The organism is Streptomyces qaidamensis, assembly GCF_001611795.1.
In the GTDB taxonomy this organism is placed as follows: Bacteria; Actinomycetota; Actinomycetes; order Streptomycetales; family Streptomycetaceae; genus Streptomyces; species Streptomyces qaidamensis.
On sequence record NZ_CP015098.1, the window covers coordinates 1,742,507 to 1,764,851 of the forward strand.

Consider the following 22,345-nt stretch of genomic DNA (forward strand, 5'->3'; position numbering starts at 1 on the left):
AAGTGCCCTCCTGACGGCTCCCCTCCGCGGGGGCGGGCGGCTTGACAGGCCACCCGCCCCCGCCTGCCGGTCCGGACGGATACGCTGATGACCTGATCAACAGGTGTGCGGAGCGCGGAAGTCGGGAAGGCCGCAGATGCGGATGCGGCAGCGATGGGGGCGGCAGTGACGGACGGATTCGACTTCAGCCCTGGGGCCCAGGTGCCCCTGGCGGGTGCGAGCGGCCAGACGGCGGCGACCTATGCGCTGGCCGCGGCGGCGTACCGCGACGACGAGGTCACCAAGATCCTGGCCGCCGACAACGAGTGGCACCAGTCCAAGGTGACTCCCCCGCGCCCCTGGGCGAAGATCTTCCGCCCCCGGTTCGGCGAGGCCTTCTCCCGTGCGGTGATCGACCGGATGCTGGGCGCCGGGCGCAAGCCGGTCATCCAGTCCTTCGGCATCGAGCCCCAGGTCGTCGTGGAGCACTGCCTCGCGGCCCACCGCATCCGCCGCGACCGCGACAACTGGCTCTCGGCGATCACGGTGATCTGCGGGGTGCTCTTCCTGCCCGGCTTCCTCGTGTGGCTGCTGGTGTTCACGCTGCGCACCACCATGGCCAAGCGCGAGGACAAGCGCGCGGGTGCCCTCGCCACGACGCTGCTGGTCGCCGTGGGCGCGCTGGCCGTGCTGTTCCTGATCCGCATGCCGTTCACCGGATTCTGGGCCCTGTACGGACGCGCGGCGGTGATCATGCCGGTCGTCGGCTGGTTCTGGGCCAAGCAGATCTGCGAGCGGACCGCCCGCGACCTGCGGGAGCGCTGGTCGAGTCTGCTGTCGGGCGGTGGCGTGGGCGCCAAGATCCCCGAGGCCGTCCCCGGCAACCCCGGTGACGCGGCCGAGCAGGTCCGCAAGGAGCTGGCCCGCCTCGCCGCCGAGCAGCGGTCCAACTCGGTCTTCTACGCCGGTCCCAAGGGCATACTCGGCATGGGCACGCGCTGGGGCAGCTGGCAGCTGGCCGAGGAGCTGGTCTCCGCCGACCCGGACAAGGAGTTCCACCCGTTCCGCAGCTGGGACGTCATCGTGGCGATCCAGGGCGGTCTCGGCATGCTGGAGCGCACGTCGATCAACACCGGCGGTTTCCCCAAGCCGTCCATCACGCACTGGGTCGTCACACCGATCGGCGAGAAGGCCACGGAGGTGTCCCGGCCGAGCGGCACGGACGTCGACGCGTACACGGTCCGGACGCACGCCGTACAGGACATCTGCAACAAGCAGCAGTTCGGCAGCGGCGACCGCCACTACCTGGGCGTGCAGTGGACCTTGTGGGACGGGCATCTGGTGATCACGATGCTGATCACGGTGACGGTGCTGCACGACACGCTGCGCATCGAGGTCACCGGGCACGCCCTGGGGCCGGTCAACCCGCTGTTCAACGAGAAGCCGGCGGCCAAGGAGAAGGCGGTGCAGAAGGCTTTCCGGTTCTGGGAGACCCGCACCGTGAAGCTCCCGCTGATCGACGCCGACGAGGTGGTACGGCTGGCAGCGCGCGCTCCGCTGACCTGGTACCCGCCGCTGCTGAAGTGGCTCGGCGGCAGTCTGACGCTGCCGGAGCCGTTCGGTCTGCGGCACGCGTGGGCCGACCAGCCGTGGCGGCACCGGTTCATGGCCGACGACGCGCTGCGGGCGGCCACGCCTGTGCTGCGGGTGGTGCACACGGCGGCGCTGAAGGTGCTGCGGGAGAACGGGGTCGACGTGGAGAAGTTCGGGTCCAGGTCGGCGGCGCTCAGCGGGGCGGTTCAGGATGCGGCGCCGAAGAAGGCCGACGTCTACGACGCCTAGGCCTCCGGCGGTCGAGCCGATCAGCCGCGGGCCGGCGGTGGCTGGTGCCCCCGGGGGCTTCGCCCCCAGACTCCCATCGGCCTGAACGGCCTCGTCCTCGAACGCCGGACGGACTGGGGGTGTGCACCCGCCGGAATCAAGCAGTCGGCCAGGACTCCGCCAGCATCTTCCTCGTGTCCGCCAGCAGCTGCGGCAGCACCCGCGTGTGCCCCACCACCGGCATGAAGTTCGTGTCCCCACCCCAGCGCGGCACGATGTGCTGGTGCAGGTGCGCGGCGATGCCCGCGCCCGCGACCGTGCCCTGGTTCATGCCGATGTTGAAGCCGTGCGCGCCGGAGGCCGTGCGCAGGGCCGTCATGGCCTGCTTGGTGAGCTCGCCGAGCTCGGCGGTCTCCCCCGCCGTGAGGTCGGTGTAGTCGGCGACGTGCCGGTAGGGCACGGTCATCAGGTGCCCGCCGTTGTACGGGTAGAGGTTGAGCACCGCGTAGACCTGTTCGCCGCGCCGGACGACGAGCCCGTCCTCATCGGACTTGGCCGGGATCGAGCAGAAGGGGCAGCCGTCGTCGGCACCCGGGCCGGTGGGCTTGTTCTCGCCCTGGATGTAGGCCATCCGATGGGGCGTCCACAGACGCTGGAACGCGTCCTGCGTCCCCACTCCCAGCTGCTGCTCCGGCTCACTCGTCATGCAGTGCAGCATATGGCGTCGAGCTGGGGGGGACGGCAAAGGCCCCCGGGATCTCCCCGGGGGCCCGAACGCCGTGTGATCAGACCTGCGCGCGCTCCTCGACGACCTTCAGGATCTTCGCGATGGCCTCGTCGAAGGGGATGCCGTTCTCCTGCGAGCCGTCGCGGTAGCGGAAGGACACGGACTCGTGGGACATGTCCTCGTCGCCCGCGATGACCATGAAGGGCACCTTCTGCTTCTGGGCGTTGCGGATCTTCTTCTGCATGCGGTCGGAGGAGGAGTCGACCTCGACACGCAGGCCCTTCTTCTTGGCCGCGGCGGCGAACTTCTCCAGGTATTCGACGTGCGCGTCACCGATCGGGATGCCGACCGCCTGTACGGGGGCGAGCCACGCCGGGAAGGCACCCGCGTAGTGCTCCAGGAGCACCGCGAAGAACCGCTCGATGGAGCCGAACAGCGCGCGGTGGATCATGACGGGGCGCTGCTTGGAGCCGTCGGGGCCGGTGTACTCCAGGTCGAAGCGCTCCGGCAGGTTGAAGTCGAGCTGGATCGTCGACATCTGCCAGGTGCGGCCGATGGCGTCCTTGGTCTGGACGGAGATCTTCGGGCCGTAGAAGGCGGCGCCGCCCGGGTCGGGCACCAGGGGCAGGCCCTGCTTCTCGGCGACCTGGCGCAGCGTCTCCGTGGCCTCTTCCCAGGCCTCGTCCGAGCCGACGAACTTCTCCGGGTCCTTGGTGGACAGCTCCAGGTAGAAGTCGGTCAGGCCGTAGTCGCGCAGCAGGCCGAGGACGAAGGTGAGCGTCTTGTCGAGCTCCTCCGACATCTGCTCACGGGTGCAGTAGATGTGCGCGTCGTCCTGCGTGAAGCCTCGGGCCCGGGTCAGGCCATGCACGACGCCCGACTTCTCGTAGCGGTACACCGTCCCGAACTCGAAGAGGCGCAGCGGCAGTTCACGGTAGGAACGCCCGCGCGCGTCGAAGATCAGGTTGTGCATCGGGCAGTTCATGGGCTTGAGGTAGTAGTCCACGCCCTCGTCGAGCTGCATGGGCGGGTACATGCCGTCGGCGTACCAGTCCAGGTGGCCCGAGGTCTCGAAGAGCTTCCCCTTGGTGGCGTGCGGGGTGTAGACGAACTCGTAGCCCTCTTCCTCGTGGCGGCGGCGCGAGTAGTCCTCCATGACCCGGCGGATGATGCCGCCCTTGGGGTGGAAGACGGCGAGGCCGGAGCCGATCTGCTCCGGGACGGAGAACAGGTCGAGCTCGCTGCCGAGCTTGCGGTGGTCGCGCTTCTCGGCCTCGGCGAGGAACTCCAGGTGCGCCTTCAGCTCGTCCTTGGTGGGCCAGGCGGTGCCGTAGATGCGCTGGAGCATGGGGTTCTTCTCGCTGCCGCGCCAGTAGGCGGCCGCGTTTCGCATCAGCTTGAACGCCGGGATGGCACGGGTCGACGGCAGGTGGGGGCCCCGGCAGAGGTCCTTCCAGCACAGGTCGCCGGTCTTGGCGTCCAGGTTGTCGTAGATCGTCAGCTCGCCGGCGCCGACCTCGACGTCCGCGCCGTCGTCGGACGAGGCGGAGCCCTTGAGGCCGATCAGCTCCAGCTTGTAGGGCTCGCCGGCCAGCTCCTCACGGGCGGCCTCGTCGGTCACCACGCGGCGGGAGAAGCGCTGCCCCCGCTTCTGGATCTCCTGCATCTTCTTCTCGATGGCCTTGAGATCCTCGGGCGTGAACGGCTTCTCGACGTCGAAGTCGTAGTAGAAGCCGTCCTTGACGGGCGGGCCGATGCCGAGCTTGGCCTCGGGGAAGAGCTCCTGCACGGCCTGCGCCATGACGTGCGCGGTGGAGTGGCGCAGGATGTTCAGGCCGTCCTCGGAGGAGATCTCGACGCCCTCGACCTCGTCGCCCTCGGACAGGGCGTACGACAGGTCCCTGAGCTCGCCGGCCACGCGCGCGGCGATGATCGAGCGCTCGCCGGCGAAGAGCTCGGCGGCCGTAGTGCCCGTCGTCACCACGCGTTCTTCCCGCTCGGAATCGCGCTGGATGATCACACGGACGTCTGACACCGGTCTCTCCTGACTGAAGGGGGCTGCGGGCGCCATACCGGAGCGCGCGCACGAGTAAGGATCGTACCGACCCGGGACCACCCTTCGCGAAATCAGTCCTCGCAGTCCCCTCCGCAGGCCTCCTCGAAGAAGGCCGCGACCCCGGCGTTCTCCTGCAGCGCCTTCATCAGCCGGTCCCGCTCGGCGTCGTCGAGCTGTACGGGTACGACGCCGTGGGCGCCGGTGAGGCGGCGGAATCCGCCCCGGCTCTCCAGCCGCCCCTGCACGCGCACCGGGAGTCCGACGAGGTGCGCGTGCCCGGCGATCCGGTAGCCCTCCTCGTCGAGGGTGATCCGGACGTTGGGCACGTCGGCCCCGGCCAGCACGCGCAGCCGTACGGTGCCGTCGCCGCGCGGCCCTGACCTGCGCAGCCGTACCACCGCTCCTGTGATCCGCACCGGGACGGCGGGTTCCTCGCGCAGGTAGCGGGCGCCCGCCTCGCGCAGCACGGCCAGGTCGCCGGGCGAGAACTCGACGGGCTCGGCGGAGGGCGCGCAGCCCTCGGGCACACCGGCGGCAGGCGCCCACTCGACGGCGATCCGGGCGCCCTCCGTTCCGCGGACGAGGGCGACGAGCGCCTCGGTGAGGTCATGGCTCACGCCTGCCTCGACGGCGGCGTCGAAGGCGTCCATGCCGCCGGTGGCCCGCTGGTAGTCGATGGCCTCGCGGGCGGCGAAGAGGGCGTGGTGGAGGCGTACGGCCAGGGGGCGGCCGCCGGCGACGGGCACGAAGGCGGTGAGGCGGCCGTCGGCGGCGGAGCCGACCAGGACGTGTCGCAGGGCCGCGGCGGCGGAGCGGCGGTGGCGGGCGCCGTGGTAGCCGGCCCGGGCTCGGGTGGCGAGGGCCGCCGCGAGCAGCATCCGGCGGGCGGCGCCGCGCAGCCGGTCCTCGACGGTCCAGGAGGCCGCGCCGGCGGGTCCGGCGGGGACGTCGTGCCACCAGCGGATCTCGTCGCTGGGCACGGCCAGGGAGACGAGGACCTCGCGGGCGGAGGGCGAGCCGCTGCGGGACAGGGCGAGCAGGGCCTCGCCGAGCAGGTCGTCGCTGTCGGGGAAGGCGCGGGTCTCGGGCACCAGGAGGCTGGTGCCGCTGCCGCCGGGGCCGGGCGGGGTCCAGCGGCCGTAGCGTCCGGGGGCGCCGCCGCGCCGCTGCCAGCCGTGCCGGCGCAGCAGGGCGCTGAGCACCGCCGGGTCGACCTCGGCGGGTTCGGGTGAGGGGCCGGCCGTGTCGACGGGGTGGGGCCGCACGGGCCTCAGGGGTTCCTCGGTCGGGCGGTGCGTCACGGTTTCCCTCCCGTCCCGACCCGCGTCATGATCTCGCACAGGGCCCGGTCGTCGAAGATGCGTGAGGTCGGTATGCGCACGGTGGTGCGGCGGCGGCCGGTGATCGGCTGTCCGGCGAGGTTGGTCCAGTAGCAGCAGTGCCTCAGGTCGAGCCGGTCGTGGCCGGCGCGCAGCCAGTCGTCCTGGGCGCGCGGCACCAGCATCACCACGAGGATCTTGTGCACCGACACGGGTGTGCGGGCGAGCTTCGCCAGGTGGTCGTTGTCGAGCGTGAAGGAGAAGGTGCGGCCCGGCGGGTTGGGCGGGACCTGGTACGTGGCCTTGAGCTGCACCTTGATGGTGACCTCGTCGTCGACCGTGTGCCCGGGGGCGCTGTGGCTGACATGCCAGTCGATGCCGTTGTCGGGAAAGGGCTGGGACAGCGAGCAGCCGGCGGCCGCCGCGACGGCGTGCAGATAGCCGACCTGCAGTGTCTCCATGCAGGCGGTGGTGGCGAGAGTGCCGCGAGAGGGAGCCGTGCGCTCGGGCAGCAGCCCGCCCCGTTCGGGCTGCGCTATGGCCATGGCCAACAGCCTTCCAGAACAAGTGATTCCCCGCTGCGGGCCGCTGAACTGCAACAACCCGTACTCCTGTTGTCTCCTTCCGGCGTACGGCGCAAACAGCCCGGGTATCACCGAATCGGGCAGCGGACGGTGCGTCAACTGCCGAAGGTGAACGAGGGGTTGTGTGGCTATGACGACGTGCTGGTTCGAGGGGCCGCTGGCCGCCTTCGACACGGAGACGACGGGCGTGGACGTCGAGACCGACCGGATCGTGTCGGCCGCCGTCGTCGTCCAGGACGCGCCGGGCATCCGGCCGCGGGTGAGCCGTTGGCTGGTGAACCCGGGGGTGCCGGTGCCGGCCGAGGCGACGGCGGTGCACGGGCTGACGGAGGAGCACCTGCGGCTCAACGGGCGGTGGCCGGCGCCGGTGATGTACGAGATAGCGCAGGCGCTGGCCGAGCAGGCGCACGCCGGGCGCCCGGTCGTGGTGATGAACGCGCCGTTCGATCTGACCATGCTGGACCGGGAGTTGCGCCGCCATCGCGCCTCGGCGCTCGGCCGCTGGTTCGAGTCGGCGCCGCTGTCCGTGCTCGACCCGCGGGTTCTGGACAAGCACCTGGACCGCTACCGCAAGGGCCGCCGGACTCTCACCGATCTGTGTGCGCACTACGGGGTCGCCCTGGAGGGTGCGCACGACGCGGCGGCCGACGCCGTGGCGGCGCTGGAGGTCACCCGGGCGGTGGGCCGCCGGTTCGCGTCCCGGCTGGAGCGTCTCGCCCCGGGTGAGCTGCACACCCTGCAGGCGGTGTGGCACGCGGCGCAGGCGCGGGGCCTGCAGGCGTGGTTCGCGCGCAGCGGCGTGGACGAGGCGGTCGACCCGGCGTGGCCACTGCGTCCGGACCTGCCGGCGGCGGCCTGAGCACCGGCCCGGGCCCGCGAAGGCATACCCGGCACGGCGCCCGAGGGCATGAAAAAACCGGTCCGTCTGTGACGGACCGGCTGTTTCCGGTGGGCGATACTGGGTTCGAACCAGTGACCTCTTCGGTGTGAACGAAGCGCTCTCCCACTGAGCTAATCGCCCGGGAACGCACTGAACCATACAGGTCCGGGCACGCTTCCTTCAAACCGCTTCGAGGTGCGTGAGGAGTCCGCGCCGCCCGGACCGCATCATCAGCGCGTGGTTGGCGCGGAAGACGGGCCGTCCCGGTACGGCGAGCCGCCGCAGCAGCGGCTTGTGCACGCTGACGACCTGGTCGTACCGTGCCAGGCTGCCCGTCCCGTACGGTGTGACGGTCCAGCGCGCCCAGCCCTCGATGTCCCCGGACAGGGCGGTCTCCAGCACGCCGTCCGCGGGATCGCGCCCCACCTCCCGCGCCGTGAAGGTCATGTCGTACGGCAGGGCGGAGCGGATGCGGATCACCCCGGTGGTGCCGTCGAGCCGGGTCACCTCCCGAACCTGGGGCCACCAGCGCGGGTAGTCCTCGGGGCGCTCCAGCACGTCGTAGACGGTGGCGGGCGGTGCGGGCAGGGTCCACAGGCTGCGGAAGCGGTAATGGTTCCAGTCCATGCCCCAAGTCTGCCCAGGAGCGACGCGGACCGTCTGAGTACGCGCCTGAGTATCCGCACTCATGTCGTGCGGGGTGACGCGGACCACACTGCGAGCCATGACCCACTTTCCGCCCCCGGCCGAGGAATTGCGGCTCCTCGATGCCGAACTCTGGCAACTGGACGCCCGGCGCGCCCAGTTGCTGACTCGTCGCGCCTGGCTGGTAGCGGCCCTGAACCAGACGCAGTGGCAGTCGCGGGCCCAGGCCTCGACCCAGCCGCCGCCCACCGCGGCGCCCCGCCCGGAGACGGCCGCGCCGAGCGTTCAGAACGTGCTGCTGGTCCTCGGCGGTGTCCTGCTGACCCTCGCTGCGGCGGTGTTCACCCTGGTCAGCTGGGGGCACATGGGGATCGCCGGGCGTGCCCTGGTGCTCGGCGCGGTCACCCTGGCCACGCTCGCCGCGCCCGTGGCTCTGCTGAAGCGGGGGCTGCGGTCGACGGCCGAGTCCGTGGCGGGCCTCGGGCTCGCCCTGACGGTCCTCGATGCCTACGCACTGCACGCGGCGGCCCTGTCCGGGACGGACGGCACCGGGTACGCGGCGGCCGCGTCCGCGGTGCTGGCGGTGACCTGGTCGGCGTACGGCCTGCTGCCGGTCACGGCCGCGCTCCGTCTGCCCCTGCCGTGCGCCCTGGCCGCGGCCCAGTTCCCGCTGTTGCTGTGGGCCATGTCCGCCGACGCGGGTGCGTATGCGGTCACGGCCGCGCTGCTGGTGACGGCCGGGCTCGACGCGGTGGCGGTGGTGCGGCTGACGGCCGGGGCCACGCGGATCACCGCCCTCGTCGGTGCGTACGGCATGGGTGGCTGGGGTGTTCTGGGGGCCGGCTGGCTGTCCTTGACGGCCGGCGGTCCGGGCGACGCTTCCCGTGCCGGGGCGCTGCTCCTGCTGGCGGCGGCGATCGCCCTGGGTACGGCCCGGCAGGAGCCGGGCAAGGAGCACGCCCTCGGCCTCACGGTCGCGTCCGGGCTGCTCGTGGTGGCCGCGCTCGGCGGAGTGGCCCGTTCCGGGGTGCCCTCGGAGTGGGCGGTTCCGGCTCATCTGGTCGTCGGTGTGGCCCTGTTGGGGGCGGTACGGGCCGAACGGCTCCCGGACGCGATGCGCAGGGGCTTCGCCTGGGCGTCCGGTGTCGTGCAGGCGCTGGCGGTGCTGTGGACGCTGCCCGTCGTCGCCGTGGTGCTGCTGGGTCCGGCCGTCCGGCTGGACCGGGTGTGGAGCGGTGCTCCGACGGACGCCCGTGCGGCGGTGGCCGCCGATGTGCCCTGGCCACCGGACGCGGCACCGGCTCCCCTGGTGCTGGTGGCTGTCGCCGCGGTCCTCGCCCTGGCGGTCCGCGCGCAGGAGTGGCGTGGGCGTGCCCGGCTGGGTGCCGCGGGGCTGCTCTGGGCCACGGCTCTGATGCTCCCCTCGGTCTTCGAGGCTCCGTACCTCGCGGGGATGCTGGTCCTGGGCGCCATCACGGCGGTCGCGCTGTACACGTGCCGGCTCACGGAGGGGGCCGCGCAGATCACGGCCCTCGTCCTCGCCCTGGTCACGGCCGCCGGCCTCACCCTGGTCTCACTCGCCTCGCAGTCCGCGACCCTGGTCGTGCTGTCCGCGCTGACGGCGTTGTTCGCAGCGGCCTCGTGGCGGGCGGGCGTCGCCCCCTTCACCACTCCGGCCGCTCTCGCGCACGCCGCCGCGCTGGCCGCTGCGTCCGGTGCCGCGGCGGACTGGCCGCCGGCCCGAACCGCCCTGCTGGTGCTGGCCGTTGCCGGTGCCGCCGCCCTGCTGGCGGCGCGCTTGGGCGCCTCCCGGACGACGCTGCCGGTCGAGGCCGTGGGTGCCGCCGCCGGTCTGTTCGCCGTGGCTCTCACCGTCACCGACCCGCCGATGCTCGCCCTGGTGCTGGCCCTGTGCGGAGTGATCGCCGCGGGCACGGCCCTGCGCGAGGAGCGCCGTCCCGTCGGCTACGCGGCCACGGCCCTGTTCGTGCTGGCCGCGTGGGTACGCCTGGCGGCCTGGGACGTGGGCACGCCCGAGGCGTACACGCTCCCGGTGACCGTCCCGGCCCTGCTCGTCGGTGCCCTGCGCCGGCGCCGCGACCCGCAGGCCTCCTCCTGGACGGCGTACGGCGCCGGCCTCACCGTCACGCTCCTGCCGAGCCTGGTCGCGGCCTGGGCCGACCCGCACTGGACACGGCCACTGCTGCTGGGCGGTGCGGCGCTGCTGGTCACGCTGCTGGGTGCCCGGCACCACCTCCAGGCACCGCTGGTGCTCGGCGGCTCGGCCCTGGCCCTGGTCACCCTGCACGAACTCGCCCCGTACGTCGTGCAGGTGACGGGGGCGCTCCCCCGCTGGGCACCTCCCGCCCTCGCCGGGCTCCTGCTGCTCGCCCTCGGGGCGACGTACGAGAAGCGGATCCGGGACGTCCGTCGGGTGCGGGAGACCCTGGGGAGGATGGACTAGTAGTGCTTCGTTGGGTTCTGCTCTGTCTGCGGCGATTGCGTTGGGTGAGTAGCGGCGGCTGCGTTGGGTGAGTAGGGGGCGTCCGCAGGTGGTGCAGGTAGCGGCCCAGCACCTCATTAGGTCCTGGAGGAGATCGAGGACCTGGTAGAGGGTCAGGCCGGTGTGGGGACTTCTGGGCCGAGCCGCCTGAGGGTGAGGAATGCCTGGGCGGCGGTGACGAGGGTGACGTGGTGGTGCCGGCCGCACCATGTGCGGCCTTCGAAATGGTGGACCGGCAGCGGATCCCACGGCGACTGGTTCACGAACTGCCGCAGGGCCTGCGTGTTCCCGTCCGGCAGCCGCTCCGCCATCGGCTGGATCGACTTCCGCCGGCCGTCCGGCATCAGGCCCCGCCCATAACACTCACCCCACCGCCGCTGATCCCGCCGCGGCAGCGAGGCGAACACATCGGCAACGAACTCCGCCAACTCGTCCCGGTGCCGTTCCACCTCCCCCAGCCTCATGCCAGAGCGTTGCCCACCACGAGCCGGGATCACTCAACGTAACGAAGCACTACTAGAGGGCTCGGGCCGTCTCGACTGCGGACTCGTCCCGTGATGTCATACGTTCCCCGATCTGCCGCCGCGACAGCGGCACGCTCGGGCAGAGGCCGGGGGGCGGGGGGCGGGGGGCATCATGACGGACCTGCAGGATTCGGCGGGCCGGGGCACGGGATCCGTGGACCAGGGGACACTGGAGCGCCTGCTTTCGGTGGTGGGGGCGGGGGCCGTGGAGTTGCACACGGCCCCGGAGGGACTGCGGACGCAGGTCACCGGTGTACATGTGCTGGACGCCCTGGAACCGGTCATCAGACCGCGGGAGTTACTGCTCGCGGTCGGCGTCGACCCGGGCTCGGCGCACGCGGTCGACGTCGTGCGCCGGGCCGGTGCGGCCGGTGCGGCGGGGGTGGTGTTCGGTCCGGGACGGCCGGAGCCCACCGCACGGGCGCTGCAGGCGGCCGCGGAGGAGGGCGGCACGGCGGTGCTCTTCCGCACCGCCTGGTGCACCTGGGCACAGCTCGTGGGAGTGCTGAGGGCCGGACTGGCCGCAGCGGGTGCTCCCCCGATGCCCGCTGCCGGCGGCGTAGCCCTGGGCGATCTGGACTCCCTGGCCGATGCGGTGGCCGCTCTGGTGGGAGGCTCGGTGACGATCGAGGACACGGAGTCGCGGGTGCTGGCGTACTCGTCCACCGAGGAGAACGTGGACGAGATGCGCCGGCTGACCATCCTCGGCCGCCGGGTGCCGCCCTGGCGGGTGGCGGCCATGCGGGAGGCGGGGTTCTTCCAGGCGCTGTGGGGTGCGGGCGACGTGCTGCACCGGCCCGCTCACGGGCAGGACCCGGAGCGGCTGGTGGGCGCCGTGCGGGCGGGCGGGGAGGCGCTCGGGTCCATCTGGGTGGCGGCGGTGGCCGGCCGCCCGCTGGCGCCGAACGCCGCGGAGACGCTGCGCGCGGCGGCCCGGATCGCCGCCGCCCATCTGCTGCACCACCGCACCCACAGGTCGGACGGCCGGCTGGTGGAGGATGCGACCCGGGCTCTGCTGGAGGACCGTGGGTCCGTCGAGGTGCTCGCGGAGCGGGCCTCGCTGCCGCCCCGGGAACCGTGTGCCGTCCTGGCGGTGGGCATCGGGTCCGGCCACCCCACGGACGACGGCCCGTCCGGGCTGTACGGCCTGCTGACCCTGCACTGCGCGGCCCTGGGCCACCGCGTCGTGGTGGTCCCGGCGGGCGGCGGGGCCTGGGTGCTGGTGAGCGGGCTGGAGCGCGAGGCACGGCGGGCCGACGGCCAGGTGAGGCGGCTGGGGAGCGCACTGGCCGAACAGCTGTCGGCGACGGTCGGCTCGACGGTGAAGGCCGGGCTCGGCGACGTGGTCCCCGGCCTGGCGGGGGCGCCCGCATCACGCCGGTCGGCCGAGCGGGCCCTTCGGGCGCTCCTTGCGACCGCCGGACCGCACACCGTCGCACGGGTCGAGGACGTCGCGGACACCGTGGGCATCCTCCAGGTCGTCGAGGCCCTGCGCGAGGTGACGCTGCCGCCGCGGACCTCGGTGGCGCGGCTGAGGGAGTTCGACGCCGATCACGGCGGCAGTTGCCTGGTGGAGACCCTGCGCGCCTACCTCGACCACTTCGGTGACGTGACCGCCGCCTCGCGCGCACTGGGCGTGCACGCCAACAGTCTGCGCTACCGGTTGCGCAGGATCAGGCAGGTGTCGGGGCTGGACCTGGAGAGTCCCGACGCCCGGCTGCTCGCCCAGGTGCAGCTGCGTCTGGGCGCAGAGGCCGACGGCGCACGTCCCTGAGCGTCCGGCACCGAAACGCGAGCGGGCGCGGGCCGGCATTCGTTCAGCCGGGGCCACCATCGCGGGGCCTCACTTTTGTCGTATCGTCCAACGCCTGTGTGCGGAAGAGGAGTTGTTGCGCCCGACCGCCGTAGGTGAGGCGCGGGTCTTTGACGACTCGACGAAGACGCCGCCCCGGTGCGGGCCGGAGCCTGGTGGTGCACCCGGGGCGGTCCCGGGCGCCTCGCGTACGACACCGGAAGGCTCACCATGACCGGACTGACCCCCGCCGCCGAGCGGCGGACACGGATCCTCCAGGAAGCGGTGCGACAGGGGCTGCTGGACGCCGGGCGGTCCCAGCTGGCCGCCTTCGTCGACCTCGACGGCGTCGCCGCGACCGTCGCGTCCCTGCACCGCGCCTTCCCCTCCGCACCGCGCGTGCTGCACGCGTTCGCCGCCAAGGCGAACTGCCTGGTGCCGGTACTGGCGGAGCTGCGGCGGCTCGGCATGGGCTGCGAGGTGGCCACCGCGGGTGAGCTGGCCCGCGCGCTGGCAGCGGGATTCGCGCCGGACCGGATCGTCTTCGACTCCCCCGCCAAGACGGAGGCCGAGCTGCGGCACGCCCTCGACCTGGGTGTGGCCGTCAACGCGGACAACTACCAGGAACTGGCGAGGATCGACCGGGCGCTGGGCGGCCGCGTCCCGGTCTCGCGGATCGGGGTGCGGGTCAACTCCCAGCTCGGCGGTGGCAGCATCGCCGCGATGAGCACGGCGACGAGCACCTCGAAGTTCGGCGTCCCCTTGGCGGACCCGGGAAGCCGGCAGCGGCTGCTGCGCGCCTACCACGACCACCCGTGGCTGACCTGGGTGCACACGCACGCCGGTTCGCAGGGCTGCCCGCTCGACCTCATGGCCGGCGGGGTCGGGCAGGCCGTGGCGTTCGCCGAGGAGGTCAACGCCTCGCTCGGGCGGCGCCAGGTCGTCGGCATCGACATCGGCGGCGGACTGCCCGTCAACTTCGCCGACGACGAGACCACGCCGACCTTCGACACGTACGTCCGGCAGTTGCGCGCCCAGGCTCCCGCGCTGTTCTCCGGCGGGTACGAGATCGTCACCGAGTTCGGGCGGTCCGTCCTGGCCAAGAACGGGTTCACCGCCGCGTACGTCGAGTACACCAAGAGCATGGGCGGGCGGCCGATCGCGGTCACCCACGCCGGTGTGCAGGTGGCCACCCGGACGGTGTTCAACCCCGACGCCTGGCCGCTGCGGATCGAGGCGCACGACGGAAGCGGCCGGGCCAAGCGGGGCGGCCCGGTCCGCCAAGACATCGCGGGACCCGCCTGCTTCGCGGGAGACCTGCTGGCGCGTGACCGCGCGCTGCCGCTCCTGGAACCGGGTGACCTCATCACCGTCCCGGACACCGGCGCCTACTACTTCTCGACGCCCTTCCACTACAACAGCCTGCCCGAACCCGCCGTGTACGGGGTCAGGACGAGTGGTGACGGCGGCGGTGTCCGCTTCGAACTCCTGCGTCCCGCGCAGGATCCGTGGGACGTGCCGGGCCCGGACGGGCACGCCGTCCCCGGGCGGCGGCGGGAGTACGAGCCCGTTCACGGCGTCGGGTAAGGGGCGCCGAGGTGGCACAGGCCAACCGTCGGCGGCCCGGCGGGGACGGACCGCTCCTCAGCCAGCGCACCGCGATCGTCTTCCTGCTGGCAGCCCTGACAGGCATCGGTGCCACTGTTCTGGCGGCGCTGGCCGGCAACGTGTGGCCGGTCGCGGTGAGCGTCGGAGGCGGGGTGGTGGCCCCGGCCGTCCTGTTCTTCCACCAGATCATCGACTAGGACGAGCGGTTCCCGCCGAGGCGTCGCCACGGGAACCGCTCCTTCCGGCTTTCCGCTCGTTCAGCTTCCCGCTACGGCATCCTGTCGCCGAGCAGCGCCAGGTTCTCGATGGCTGCGAGGCCGTACAGCGCGGTGTCGTTCGTGGACACCCAGGTGGCCTCGTTGCCGGGGACCAGCGCGACGGGGCCGCTCAGCTTCTCCGTCCGCCAGGGCGCCGACTCCTTGTAGCCGTCGGAGTTGTAGAACTTCTCCCACGCCCGCTTGGCGAGCTTCTCGTCGCCGGTCTTGACGGCCGCGTAGGCGTCGAGGCGCGAGTGCCCCTGGAAGAGCAGCAGGTTGCCGAAGTTGGAGCCGTAGCGGGCCGCCTGCTCGGCCTTGGTGGCGTTGAAGTAGCGGCAGTAGTCGAAGTACGCCTCGTTGAACTTCGGCATGTCGACCAGGTCGATGAGCTCGGCGCACAGCTCGTTGAGGCCGAAGACCGCCGACAGGTGCGAGACCTCCACCTTGGGTGCCCCGGCGACGGCGAACCTGCCGGTGTCCAGGTCGTACAGGCCGCTGCCCTGGACGAAGCCGTTGGGCTGGGCGGCGATCGTCTCCATCGTGGACAGCACGCGTGCCTTGGCCTTCTCCCACTTCGGGCCCTTGCGCTCCCATTCCGTCAGCCAGGCCGACACCAGGCCGCTCCAGTCCGTGCCGAAGCCGATCGACAGGGCGTGCCGGTCGGGCGTGTACGGCTCGGTGCGGATCTTGCGCAGCGGGTCGAGGGCGAGGAACGTCTCGTCGGAGTCGACGTTGGCGTGCATGAGGTCGCCGACGCGTTCGTCCGCCGTGAGGAAGTAGTAGTAGCGCCGGTAGGTGGTGTTGGCGATGCGCTGCTGCTTGGCACTGTCGGCGAAGTGCTGCACGCCGTGCCGGGTGCCGAGACCCGCCCATTTGCCCAGGTGGTAGACGTCGACCTCGCCGGTGTGCCGGGTCATCGCCTCGGCGAAGCGGAAGATGTCGGCGCGGCCGGAGCGCAGGTAGGCGAACCAGAGCCACAGGTCCGGCGACAGCTCGGAGTTGTCCCAGGCGTAGCCGCCGATGTCGTAGCGCCACTGGTGCCGGAACGTGTCGTAGGTGTGCATGATGTCGCCGTAGTCCCAGAAGCCGTACCAGCGACGCTGCTCCACCTGGTCCTTGTAGTAGGTGAAGAGGAAGTCGAGGTGGTCCTCGATCTTCGCCTTGGCGGGGGTGGAGCGGTCGGGCTCGGAGTACAGGCCCGGTCCGAAGACCTTGGCCTTGATGAGCTGCTTGGGCGGGGCGGCCAGCTGCGGCAGTACGCGGACGGCCTCGACCTGCTCGGCGAACCGGTCCGGGCTCGGTGTCGACTCGCCGGCCCAGAAGAGGAGTTCGGAGGTGCGGGCGATGCCGTACGGGGTGCCGAACTCCGGCTCGTAGTCCTCGTAGGTGATGTTGAGGCCTTCGAGCTGCTCCGGGAAGGTGTCCTGGCCCATGCCGTCGTGGTAGAAGCGCATGTCCATGGGCTGTGCCTCGGGCGACCAGAGCCAGAGGGTCACCTCGGCCTCGTCGGTGTGGGCGTCCCGGATGTCGAGCTGGGCGGGGAACTTCTCCCAGAAGTCGCGCAGCCCGAAGGAGAACCCGCCGCTCGCGCCGCCGACGTAGCCGAAGCCGGAGGCGCGCCGGCCACCGCCCGCCGCGACCCAGCCGTGCCCCTTCTTGGTGCGCTTGCGCAGCGTGAAGCCGTCGGCGGACAGCTGGGAGAGGGTGTAGTCGCCCCACTCGGGGATGTACTGCAGCCGGGTCGTCACCCGCTGGTCCCAGGTGGCGGGGTCGGGCAGCTTCTTGCCCTCGAACTGGGCCGCCTGCACGGCCGCGCCCGGGTCCCGGCGCAGTCCGGTGATGCCCTTGACGGCTTCGCGCAGCAGGCCGGTGCCGTCGCCGCCGATGCGGATGTGGCGGTCGTACGACTCGTCGCGCATCGGCACGGTGAAGCGGACTCCGAGGCCGCGGATGAAGTCACCACTGGCCTTGCCCGGCTCCTGCTTGCCGTCGTAGGTGATGGTGTGCACCATGCGGAAGGAGTCGGCGCCCGCGTAGAAGTAGAGCCTGATCGAGAAGGGCAGCCAGCTGCGGCCGCCCTTGCGGTGCTTGCCGTCGATGCGGACGACCGCGCGGACCGGGCCCGCCTGCTCGACCTCGACCTTGGAGATCGCGCCGTCGAAGCGTTCGGTCTTGACCGCTCCCTGGTCCTCGTCCTCGATCTCGGGCTGGCGGATCAGCACGAGCCGACCGTTCTTCGCGATCTCCGTGGAGCCCCGGGTGACGGACTTGACGAGCGTGGAGCCGGACGTGCCGATCCTCGCGGTGATGACACCGGTCGAGATGTCGATGGTGCCGCCGCGCTTGACGACGGTGACCTTCTTCTCGGGAGCGGCGGGTGTCCCGGCGGCGAGGGTGAGCTTGCCCTCGCCCGAGGCGACCGCGTGCGCGGTCCACTTGAGGGAGCCGTCGGGCCAGTAGGCGATCGGCCAGGACTGCACGGGTACGGCCTTGCCGGCGGCGTCCGTCAGCGCGAAGGTCTGGTCCTTCCGGTACGCGCCCTTGGGCCAGGGCACGCCGACGGTGGAGCCGGGTGCGGCGCCGAGGCCGCCGTCCTCCAGCCAGTCGAGGGTCACCGGGTCGGCTTCGGCGGTTTCGGCTCCGGGCGCGGCCTGGGCGTCCTGGGCTCGCAGCGCCCAGCTGAACTGGGCGGCGGCTCCGGCGACGGCGGCTGCCTGGAGGAGGGATCTGCGGGGGATGGGAGACATGGCGATGCTGCCTTTCCTTGTCCGTGCGGGAAGCGAATCCGTACGCTGGTCAGGGGCATGACATAGAGAGGTGCGGCGCCGGGCACCGACCTGGAGTGGAGGCACGGCCGTTCAGCGGTGTCGGTACCGCTCCTCCACGGCGACGGCCGCCGCCGCGACGGCACCGAGGACCGCGACCGCCAGCGGCGCGGCGAACCAGGCGGACGCGGCCACCACGGCCAGCCCGCCGACGATCAGGAAGGACCCGGCCGGATCGAGCACCGTGCGGCGCCCGGCCCCGGCCAGCAGGGTGCGCCAGCGGGCTCCCGGCGTCCAGACCGCCGCCGCACGCAGCCCGGCCACGACGAGCCCGATCAACGCGACCACCCCGACGGCCCCGACGAGCGGCCCGCCGGGAATCCCCGCCCGGGCCGCCTGCACGTCCACCCAGACCGCGGCCACCGCCGCCCACCCGGCGAGCCCGGCGAGCCACCCGCCGCGCAGAGCCGTGCGGAAGTCGGCGGCGAACTCCCGCCAGCCACCGCCCTCATGAGCGGTACGGCGCCGCAGATGCCGCGCGCCGGCGGCGAACGCGGCGGGATAGGTGACGACTCCCAGGGAGGCCACCGCGATCCACACACCGGTCAGCAGACACTCGGCGAACACCGCGAACCGCTCGGCGATGACCGACTCCCCCCGCGCCTTCACCCGTGTCCCGGCCATGCCCGCCTCAGCCCTTCAGACCCGACGTGGCCATGCCGTCGATCAGATACCGCTGGAAGGCGAGGAAGAAGGCGAGCACCGGCAGCAGCGCCACCAGCGACATGGCGATCATGCCGCCGTAGTTGGCCAGCCCTTCCTGGTCGACGAACATCTTCAGGCCGAGCGAGACCGTGTACTTGTCGGGCTCGTTGAGGTAGATCAGCGGGCCCATGAAGTCGTTCCAGGAGTTGATGAACGTGAAGATCGCACTGGTGATCAGGGCCGGCCGGCTCAGCGGCAGGACGATCGACCAGTAGATCCGGAAGTGCCCGCAGCCGTCGAGGCGGGCCGCCTCGTCCAGCTCCTTGGGCATGTTGCGCATGAACTGCACCATCAGGAAGATGAAGAACGCCTCGGTGGCCAGGTACTTCCCGAGCAGCAGCGGTGTGTAGGTGTTGATCATCTCCATGTTGCGGAACAGCACGTACTGCGGGATCAGCAGCACGTGGTACGGCAGCAGGAGCGTCCCGATCATCAGCGTGAACAGCAGATTGCGGCCCGCGAACCTGATCCTCGCGAAGGCGTAGGCCGTCAGCGAGCAGGACACCAGGATGCCGATGACCGAACCGACCGCCAGGAAGAGCGAGTTGAAGAAGAACGTGGAGACCGAGATGTCGGCGATGCCGTCGGCGAGGCTCTTGTAGTTGTCGACGACCGGGTCACCCGGGAAGAGATCCAGACTGCCGACGATGTCCTCGCTCTTCTTGAAGGACCCGCCGACGACCCAGATCACCGGGTAGAGAATCACCGCGAGGATCAGCAGGGACCCGAGATGCCAGGCGAGGGAGCCGGGCAGCTTGTGGCGCAGCGCTCCGCCTCCGGTGGCGGGCTTGATGTCGGTGGCCTGCGCACTCATCGGGCGCCCTCCTCGTAGTGCACCCAGCGCTTCTGGGACCAGAACAGCACCGCCGTCACCAGGGCGACCGCGATCAGCAGGAGCCAGGCCATCGCGGAGGCCAGACCCATGCGGCTGTTCTCGAAGCCCTGGACGTAGAGGTAGCAGGTATAGACCATCGAGCCGTCGGCAGGGCCGCAGGCGTTGCCCCCCGCACCGCCGCCGACGATGTACGCCGAGCTGAAGATCTGGAAGGAGTGGATCGTCTCCAGCAGGACGTTGAAGAAGAGGACGGGGGAGATCATCGGCAGCGTGATGTTCCAGAAGCGGCGCATCTTGCCCGCCCCGTCGACCTCGGCCGCCTCGTACAACTCGCGCGGGACCTGCTTGAGGCCGGCCAGGAAGATGACCATGGGGGCGCCGAACTGCCAGACGGTGAGCGCCACCAGGCTGTAGATGATCATGTCCGGGTCGCCGGTCCAGCCGCCGACGTCGATCCCGAAGATCTTCTGGGCACGGTCGACGACCGCGTCGTCCGAGAAGATCGCCTTCCACACGATCGCGATGGAGACGCTCGCGCCGATGAGCGACGGCGCGTAGAAGGCGGCCCGGTAGAAGGCCTGACCGCGCCGGCTCTGGGCGAGCAGCAGCGCCACACCGAGGGCCGCGAGCAGCTTCAACGGCGTGCCGACGGCGACGTACCAGAGCGTCACCTGCACCGAGTGGCGCCAGCGCGGGTCCCCGAACATCTCGGAGAAGTTGTCGAAGCCGATCCACTTGGGCGCGTCGAACAGGTTGTAGTCGGTGAAGGCGTAGTAGAGCGAGGCGATCATCGGTCCCGCGGTGAGCAGCAGGAACCCGGCGATCCACGGGGACATGAAGAGATAGCCGGCCAGGTTCTCCCGGCGCCGCCGCCGCTTGAGGGCGGCGGGGCGCGGGGAGTCCACCGGACCGTGCCGCGGCTCGGAGCCCTTGCCCTTGGGCAGGTCCTCCATCGCTGGGGCGTGCGTCACGGTGGTTCCCATCAGCTGCCGAGAGCCGTCTTCGACTCGGTGAAGAACTGCTTGACGGCCTCGTCCACCGAGCGCTTGCCCAGGCCGACTTCCTCGCCGATGCGCAGGAAGGCGGCCTCACAGACGTCCGCGCCGTTCGGGTGCGGGGTGATGGGCTCCAGGACGCCCGCCTCGACGAGGGACTCCTCGTACGCGGCGATCGCCTTGTTGACCTCGTCGGTCGGCTTGTACGCGTCGTACTGCGCCTGCGTCGCGGGCACGCCACGGTCGTAGCCCATGATCTTGGCGACCTCGGGGTCGTGCACCATGAAGTCGATGAACTGGGCGACCTCCTTCGGGTGCTGAGTGCGCTTGGAGGCGCTCAGCATGAGGGAGCCGAGGTACTGGCCGGTCTTCTTGCCGTCCGTGGTCGGGATGGGGGCCAGGCCGTACTCGCTCTTGCCCTCGGAGGTGTAGCGGACGGTGAAGTTGTCCCAGGTGAACTCGCCGCCGGCGAGCTCGCCGGCGACCGCCGACTTGGGCTTGATCTGGGCGACCTTCTTCTGGTTGGCGTAGCTGCCGTCCTCGACGCCCTTCTTGGCCTTCGTCCACCAGTCCGTCAGGTCCGCCTCGGTGAAGCCGAGCCCGTCCTCGGTGAAGAACGCCTTGCCGTTCTGGCGCAGGTACAGGTCGTAGAGGTACATGACGTTGTACGGGCCGGTGTCACCGGCACGTCCCGTCTTCTCGCGGATCTTCTTCATCGCCGCGTGGTAGTCGTCCCAGGTCCAACCCTGCTCCGGCTTCACCCCGGCCCGCGCGTAGACGGGCTTGTCGATGACCAGAGCCATGGAGTTCGAACCGACAGGAACGCCGAGGAGCTTGCCGTCGATCTCGCCGAACTTCTCCAGGCCCGCGCGGAATCCCTCCATCCGGAGGTTGCCCGCCTTCGCCTGCTCGCTCAGATCCAGCAGCACGTTCTTCGCGTCGTATTTCCGGAGGAAGCCGATCGCATTCTGGAACACGTCCGGCGGATTTCCGCCGGAGGCCTGGGTGTTGAACTTCTTCCAGAAGTCGAGATAAGGCTGGAAGTCCGTTTTCACCTTGATCTTCGGGTACTTCTTCTCGAAGAGCGCGATGGTCTTGTTGATTCTCTGGGCGCGGTCCTCCGCACCCCACCACGCGTAACGGATCGTCACCGTCCCGTCCGCGGAGGCCCCTCCGTCGCCACCGCAGCCGGTCGTCGCGGCCAGTCCCAGCGTGGCTGCCGTGGCTCCGGCCGCCTTCAGGATGGTGCGTCTCTCAACATTCCTGCCGTTCACCACGGTTGGACCTCCCCGCACGTCGTCCCGCTCGCATGAATCGTTTCAAGTAAGCGCTTGCTGGCACAAGGTACGGAGGGGCTGAGGGTGCGTCAATGATTCGGACAAGAATTTCTTACCGACGGGGCGGGCGGCGGAGCGGGCCGAGAGGGCGGGGCTGGAAGCGGAGCCGGACGACGTCCCTGGTGACGGCCATGCGTCCGAAGCGCCGAACGGTGAGGGGCGGGCCGGGTTGGTTCCGGGCGCGACCGAAAGACGACGGGGGGGTAGAGGGCGGGGCCGGGGTGGGCTTGGGACTGGGGTTGCGGAGAGCAGGGGCCGGATTCGGCCATGTGGCGTCGGAGTGAGGGGTTTCGTGGACGTGGAGCTCGGTTTTGGCCATGTGGCGTTGAGGCGAGGGGTGTTGTGGGGGGTGGGTCGGTGAGGGTGACTGCGACCGAGCGTGACGGGGGCGTAGCCGGGTGGAGGGGGTGGGTAGGCGGTGGGTGGTGAGCCCGTGAGCGGACAGCGCGGCGGTGGCGCGGTGCGGATGGGGCGGATGGGGCGGATGGGGTGGTGCCCGGGGCTACGGACGTGGGGCCGACCGAGGGGGCGGCTTGGGTGAGCCGGCGTCCGAGCTCGGTGATCAGTACGGCCGGCTGAGGAGTCGGCGGCACGGAAGGTGGGTGCTCGGGCCGCGGGGCTCGGTGACCGAGCGGGCGACAGAGGCGGCCGCGAGTCCGGGCGGCCTGACGCCCAGGACTCGGTGGCTGTACGGCTGGCCGAGGGGGTTGAGGCCAGGCGGTCCGGGGCTCGGGGCTCGGTGATCGTCTGGGAGGTCGTCCGGGCGGTGGTGCGATGGGCAGGGTCGGGGCGGGTGCCTGGGTGGGTGGGGGCGGCCTGACGGCGGACCGGTCGGCCCGATGGCTGGATCCCGTCGGGTAGCCGGCTCGGGCGGGGCGCGAGCGGTTCGAAGGGCAGGGGGCGCGGGATGGCCTGCCCGAGGCGGGTACCGGCCTCGCCTGGCCCAGCGGCGG

The 22,345-nt window shown here is 71.3% G+C and carries 16 protein-coding genes, 1 tRNA gene and 1 pseudogene; 6 read left to right on the forward strand and 12 right to left on the reverse strand.

What is annotated here, in order from left to right; all coding sequences use genetic code 11:
* Positions 1–153 precede the first annotated feature (153 nt).
* A complete protein-coding gene (locus A4E84_RS07510) occupies positions 154–1,821 on the forward strand; it encodes a hypothetical protein (protein WP_062925793.1) in 1,668 nt (555 codons plus the stop codon).
* Between the two features lie 136 nt (positions 1,822–1,957).
* Here the strand turns inward: A4E84_RS07510 and A4E84_RS07515 are convergent, their stop codons facing one another.
* From A4E84_RS07515 to A4E84_RS07530, 4 genes are all read right to left on the reverse strand, one after another.
* Positions 1,958–2,518, reverse strand: a complete 561-nt coding sequence (locus A4E84_RS07515; RefSeq protein ID WP_062925794.1) for an HIT family protein — start codon at positions 2,516–2,518, stop codon at positions 1,958–1,960.
* Positions 2,519–2,585: 67 nt separating this feature from the next.
* Positions 2,586–4,562, reverse strand: a complete 1,977-nt coding sequence (thrS, locus tag A4E84_RS07520) for a threonine--tRNA ligase (protein WP_062925795.1) — start codon at positions 4,560–4,562, stop codon at positions 2,586–2,588.
* Between the two features lie 92 nt (positions 4,563–4,654).
* A complete protein-coding gene (locus tag A4E84_RS07525; protein ID WP_062925796.1) occupies positions 4,655–5,884 on the reverse strand; it encodes a hypothetical protein in 1,230 nt (409 codons plus the stop codon).
* Complete coding sequence (locus tag A4E84_RS07530) at positions 5,881–6,447, reverse strand: DUF4365 domain-containing protein (protein WP_062925797.1); 567 nt, start codon at positions 6,445–6,447, stop codon at positions 5,881–5,883. The genes A4E84_RS07525 and A4E84_RS07530 overlap by 4 nt, the downstream gene beginning before the upstream one ends.
* 169 nt (positions 6,448–6,616) lie before the next feature.
* Between A4E84_RS07530 and A4E84_RS07535 the strand changes: the two genes are divergently transcribed.
* A complete protein-coding gene (locus A4E84_RS07535; protein WP_062925798.1) occupies positions 6,617–7,345 on the forward strand; it encodes a 3'-5' exonuclease in 729 nt (242 codons plus the stop codon).
* 90 nt (positions 7,346–7,435) lie between these two features.
* On the opposite strand, the gene A4E84_RS07540 is transcribed toward A4E84_RS07535, so the two are convergent.
* Together A4E84_RS07540 and A4E84_RS07545 are read right to left on the reverse strand one after the other, a co-directional pair.
* Positions 7,436–7,507 (reverse strand) — tRNA-Val (locus A4E84_RS07540).
* Positions 7,508–7,546: 39 nt separating this feature from the next.
* On the reverse strand, positions 7,547–7,993 hold the full coding sequence (locus A4E84_RS07545; RefSeq protein ID WP_062925799.1) for an SRPBCC family protein: 447 nt from the start codon (positions 7,991–7,993) through the stop codon (positions 7,547–7,549).
* A 61-nt stretch (positions 7,994–8,054) separates the two neighbouring features.
* On the opposite strand from A4E84_RS07545, the gene A4E84_RS44350 reads away from it, so the two are divergent.
* Positions 8,055–10,475, forward strand: coding sequence for an SCO7613 C-terminal domain-containing membrane protein (locus A4E84_RS44350; RefSeq protein ID WP_062925800.1), 2,421 nt, complete (start codon positions 8,055–8,057; stop codon positions 10,473–10,475).
* A 269-nt stretch (positions 10,476–10,744) separates the two neighbouring features.
* Here the strand turns inward: A4E84_RS44350 and A4E84_RS07555 are convergent.
* A pseudogene (locus A4E84_RS07555) lies at positions 10,745–10,978 on the reverse strand (transposase); the annotation flags it as partial.
* A gap of 172 nt (positions 10,979–11,150) precedes the next feature.
* On the opposite strand from A4E84_RS07555, the gene A4E84_RS07560 reads away from it, so the two are divergent.
* From A4E84_RS07560 to A4E84_RS07570, 3 genes are all read left to right on the forward strand, one after another.
* Complete coding sequence (locus tag A4E84_RS07560; RefSeq protein WP_062925802.1) at positions 11,151–12,812, forward strand: PucR family transcriptional regulator; 1,662 nt, start codon at positions 11,151–11,153, stop codon at positions 12,810–12,812.
* A gap of 249 nt (positions 12,813–13,061) precedes the next feature.
* Positions 13,062–14,417 carry a type III PLP-dependent enzyme domain-containing protein gene (locus A4E84_RS07565; protein WP_062931354.1) on the forward strand — a complete coding sequence of 452 codons (1,356 nt, stop codon included), beginning with the start codon at positions 13,062–13,064 and terminating at the stop codon, positions 14,415–14,417.
* A gap of 11 nt (positions 14,418–14,428) precedes the next feature.
* Positions 14,429–14,635: a hypothetical protein gene (locus A4E84_RS07570; protein WP_062925803.1), complete on the forward strand. Its 207-nt coding sequence runs from the start codon at positions 14,429–14,431 to the stop codon at positions 14,633–14,635.
* 71 nt (positions 14,636–14,706) lie between these two features.
* On the opposite strand, the gene A4E84_RS07575 is transcribed toward A4E84_RS07570, so the two are convergent.
* The 5 genes from A4E84_RS07575 to A4E84_RS07595 form a co-directional block, all read right to left on the reverse strand.
* Entirely contained in the window at positions 14,707–17,442 is a 2,736-nt protein-coding gene (locus tag A4E84_RS07575; protein ID WP_062925804.1) for an exo-rhamnogalacturonan lyase family protein, read from the reverse strand.
* A gap of 111 nt (positions 17,443–17,553) precedes the next feature.
* Positions 17,554–18,144, reverse strand: coding sequence for a hypothetical protein (locus A4E84_RS07580; RefSeq protein ID WP_062925805.1), 591 nt, complete (start codon positions 18,142–18,144; stop codon positions 17,554–17,556).
* A 7-nt stretch (positions 18,145–18,151) separates the two neighbouring features.
* Complete coding sequence (locus tag A4E84_RS07585) at positions 18,152–19,039, reverse strand: carbohydrate ABC transporter permease (RefSeq protein ID WP_062925806.1); 888 nt, start codon at positions 19,037–19,039, stop codon at positions 18,152–18,154.
* Positions 19,036–20,043, reverse strand: a complete 1,008-nt coding sequence (locus A4E84_RS07590; RefSeq protein ID WP_062925807.1) for a carbohydrate ABC transporter permease — start codon at positions 20,041–20,043, stop codon at positions 19,036–19,038. Before A4E84_RS07590 ends, A4E84_RS07585 begins: the two co-directional genes overlap by 4 nt.
* On the reverse strand, positions 20,043–21,332 hold the full coding sequence (locus tag A4E84_RS07595; protein ID WP_062925808.1) for an ABC transporter substrate-binding protein: 1,290 nt from the start codon (positions 21,330–21,332) through the stop codon (positions 20,043–20,045). The genes A4E84_RS07590 and A4E84_RS07595 overlap by 1 nt, the downstream gene beginning before the upstream one ends.
* Between the last annotated feature and the right edge of the window lie 1,013 nt (positions 21,333–22,345).

Bases quoted from the DNA above. Each gene is read 5' to 3' on its own strand.
- A4E84_RS07535 (WP_062925798.1), top strand. From the start codon at position 6,617: ATGACGACGTGCTGGTTCGAGGGGCCGCTGGCCGCCTTCGACACGGAG.
- A4E84_RS07575 (WP_062925804.1), bottom strand. From the start codon at position 17,442: ATGTCTCCCATCCCCCGCAGATCCCTCCTCCAGGCAGCCGCCGTCGCC.
- A4E84_RS07515 (WP_062925794.1), bottom strand. From the start codon at position 2,518: ATGCTGCACTGCATGACGAGTGAGCCGGAGCAGCAGCTGGGAGTGGGG.
- A4E84_RS44350 (WP_062925800.1), top strand. From the start codon at position 8,055: ATGTCGTGCGGGGTGACGCGGACCACACTGCGAGCCATGACCCACTTT.
- A4E84_RS07560 (WP_062925802.1), top strand. From the start codon at position 11,151: ATGACGGACCTGCAGGATTCGGCGGGCCGGGGCACGGGATCCGTGGAC.
- A4E84_RS07585 (WP_062925806.1), bottom strand. From the start codon at position 19,039: ATGAGTGCGCAGGCCACCGACATCAAGCCCGCCACCGGAGGCGGAGCG.
- A4E84_RS07590 (WP_062925807.1), bottom strand. From the start codon at position 20,043: ATGGGAACCACCGTGACGCACGCCCCAGCGATGGAGGACCTGCCCAAG.
- A4E84_RS07510 (WP_062925793.1), top strand. From the start codon at position 154: ATGGGGGCGGCAGTGACGGACGGATTCGACTTCAGCCCTGGGGCCCAG.
- A4E84_RS07545 (WP_062925799.1), bottom strand. From the start codon at position 7,993: ATGGACTGGAACCATTACCGCTTCCGCAGCCTGTGGACCCTGCCCGCA.
- A4E84_RS07565 (WP_062931354.1), top strand. From the start codon at position 13,062: ATGACCGGACTGACCCCCGCCGCCGAGCGGCGGACACGGATCCTCCAG.
- A4E84_RS07530 (WP_062925797.1), bottom strand. From the start codon at position 6,447: ATGGCCATAGCGCAGCCCGAACGGGGCGGGCTGCTGCCCGAGCGCACG.
- A4E84_RS07580 (WP_062925805.1), bottom strand. From the start codon at position 18,144: ATGGCCGGGACACGGGTGAAGGCGCGGGGGGAGTCGGTCATCGCCGAG.